The 2,832-nt window shown below is 36.4% G+C and carries 3 protein-coding genes; 1 reads left to right on the plus strand and 2 read right to left on the minus strand.

From position 1 onward, the window contains the following. Positions 1-298 precede the first annotated feature (298 nt). Both purQ and purS read right to left on the minus strand, forming a co-directional pair. Positions 299-994: a phosphoribosylformylglycinamidine synthase subunit PurQ gene (purQ, locus tag F6K22_RS37720; RefSeq protein WP_293109934.1), complete on the minus strand. Its 696-nt coding sequence runs from the start codon at positions 992-994 to the stop codon at positions 299-301. Between the two features lie 354 nt (positions 995-1,348). Continuing rightward, positions 1,349-1,618 carry a phosphoribosylformylglycinamidine synthase subunit PurS gene (purS, locus tag F6K22_RS37725; RefSeq protein WP_293109936.1) on the minus strand — a complete coding sequence of 90 codons (270 nt, stop codon included), beginning with the start codon at positions 1,616-1,618 and terminating at the stop codon, positions 1,349-1,351. 79 nt (positions 1,619-1,697) lie between these two features. Between purS and F6K22_RS37730 the strand changes: the two genes are divergently transcribed. After that, the gene (locus tag F6K22_RS37730; protein ID WP_293109938.1) at positions 1,698-2,093 is read left to right on the plus strand and encodes a Fur family transcriptional regulator; all 396 of its coding nucleotides are present in this window, start codon (positions 1,698-1,700) and stop codon (positions 2,091-2,093) included. Positions 2,094-2,832: the final 739 nt, after the last annotated feature.

Below are 2,832 nucleotides of genomic sequence, written 5' to 3' on the forward strand. Positions count from 1 at the left end.
CTCTCCATTCATGGAGAAAAAAGCGGTCGTTTAGCTAACGCACAACTTCGTTAACGCTTCGCGACATGAATTGCTCGCAGTCCGTTAGGATGGGATGGCGAGGTCTCCTCGCTAGCCTCCAATCGACCAAGAGAAGAAAAAAAATTCCCTTTTAATCAATCCTATCCGTTTTCAAGAAGAGGTAATTATTAATTATTAATTGTTAATTATTAATTATTAATTATTGAACTGCAATATGCTCTAAATTTAAATTGAGTTTTATTTTCATAGGGAAAGAGACTACCATAGATGACTGTAACTAAATTCCAACTACAGCCATTAATAACCCTTTAAATAATTTCATGCCATCTGTATCACCTAACATTGGGTCTGATGCTCTCTCTGGATGAGGCATCATTCCCAAGACATTGCCTTGACGGTTGCAGATACCAGCAATATTGTTAAGGGAACCATTGGGATTAGCTTCTGGACTAATTTCACCATTTTCTGTACAATAGCGAAATAATATTTGACAATTATTTTCCAAATCTTTCAAAGTATCTGCATCAGCATAGTAATGACCCTCACCATGAGCTATTGGCAAACTAATTACTTCTCCTTTTGTATAAGCTGATGTCCAAGGAGTATCAGAATTTTCTACTTTGACAGGAACTTGATTGCAAATAAAATTTAATTTCTGATTTCGCACCAATACCCCTGGCAATAACCCTATTTCTGTCAATATCTGAAAACCATTACAGATCCCCAAAACTAATTTACCTTTTTGAGCGTGGATAATAGTTGCTTTCATTACTGGGGAAAAACGGGCGATCGCTCCACATCTTAAATAGTCCCCATAACTGAAACCTCCAGGGATAACTATTACATCCACATCAGAAATATCTTCTTCTTGATGCCAAACCATGCGAGTTGGTTGACCCAATAACCCCTGAGTTACCCAAGCTACATCCCGATCGCAATTGGAACCAGGAAACATAATAATGCCAAATTTCATATAAATTTTAAATTAATTTAAGCTTGTTGATTGCTAGGAAAAAAATACCTCTCTTTCACGGAAAAATTAAGGTATAAAGCCTCTCCATTCATGGAGAAAAAAGCGGTTGTTTGCGGAGCATTCCGTTAGGATGGGATGGCGAGGTCTCCCGAAGAACGCAGAGCCGCTCCGCAATTCAAGTCGCTCCGCGTTTCATGTCGGCTCAAGCGCCGAAAACGCCATATCCAATCAACCAAGAGAAGAAAAAAAATTCCTTTGAGCCAATCCTCTTCTTGATCAGAAGAGATAATTATTAATTGTTAATTATTAATTATTAATTGTTAATTGTTAATTATTAATTATTAATTATTGAACCTACTCCCTACTCCCTACTCCCTCTAATTCAAAACGATAATTTTCAATGACAGGATTTGCCAATAATTTATCGCAGATTAATTCTATTTGTTCTCTAGCAGTTGCTTCATCCGTTGCCTGAAGTTTCAACTCAATATATTTACCAATTCTAATTTGTTCTACATTTTTATGTCCCATTTGTGCCAACCCAGATTGAACTGCGGTACCAGCAGGGTCTAAAACAGATGGTCTTAGGGTAACATGGATTTGTGCTTGATATTGTTTTGTCACGTTAGTACAAAATTTTAGATTTTAATTTAACTACTTAGATATTATCTGTTAAGTTCTACCCAAATTAACTACATTGGCCATGAAAACCAATCGCACCCGCTCTCAAGAGCGTGTTTTAAAACTACTAAAAACCCAGAAGCGATCGCTATCTGCTCAGGATATCTATTCAAAACTACGCAGATGTAACCGACCTCTGGGGCTAGCAACAGTATATCGTTCTTTGGATGCTCTCAAGCAAGAGGGTGTAGTAATTGTCCGGACTTTGGCCAATGGTGAATCTGTTTATAGTTGTCTACAGCAAGACCAACATCATATGACTTGTGTTAAATGTGGGACTTCTATACCTATTAATGAATGTCCTCTCCACGATTTGGAAGACAAGTTGCAGCAGTCCCACAAGTTTAAGATTTTTTACCACACTTTGGAATTTTTCGGAATTTGTGATGACTGTACCTTAGCTGAAGATATTCCTTAAAATTTTTCATTTCCAGAAATTATGCATGTTTTTCCCTAAACTCTAGATGTAGTGTAGTGCTATAGTTTTTTCTCACTAAATCTAGTGTTTAGAGGAAATTCTCAATTTTTAGTTAAACTTTTATCATACCTCAAAATTTTCCTAACTACTAACTGAATTTTTATCATCTGTCACAATTCCTGGAATTAAGCTGATTTTGCCGATTGACTCTAGATGTACTGTAGCGCTATAGTTCTTTCTCACTACATCTAGTGCTTAAAGGAATTATCAATTTTTAGTTAAACTTTGCTCTTACCTCAAAATTTGGCGTTGCTGAAATGTAATGGTAAGTAGCTGAAGGTAAAATTGAAAAACTTATGTTTTGCGTTGGTACTTAATCTAAAAATCATTACCACTCGGCAATGCCCAAAATTTTCCTAACTGCCAAATGAATTTTTGTGCTCTGGCACAATTCCTGGAATTAGGCTGATTTTGCCGATTGACTCTAGATGTACTGTAGCGCTATAGTTCTTTCTCACTAAATCTAGTCTTTAGAGGAATTCTCAATTTTTAGCTTAAACTTTTATGGGACCTCAAAACTTGCCTAACTACTAACTGAATTTTTGTGCTCTGGCACAATTCCTGGAATTAGGCTGATTTTGTCGATTGACTCTAGATGTACTGTAGCGCTATAGTTCTTTCTCACTACATCTAGTGTTTGAGGGAATTCTCAATTTTTAGCTTAAACTTTTATGGGACC

Origin of the sequence: Okeania sp. SIO2F4 (assembly GCF_010672385.1) — a bacterium.
In the GTDB taxonomy this organism is placed as follows: Bacteria; Cyanobacteriota; Cyanobacteriia; order Cyanobacteriales; family Microcoleaceae; genus Trichodesmium.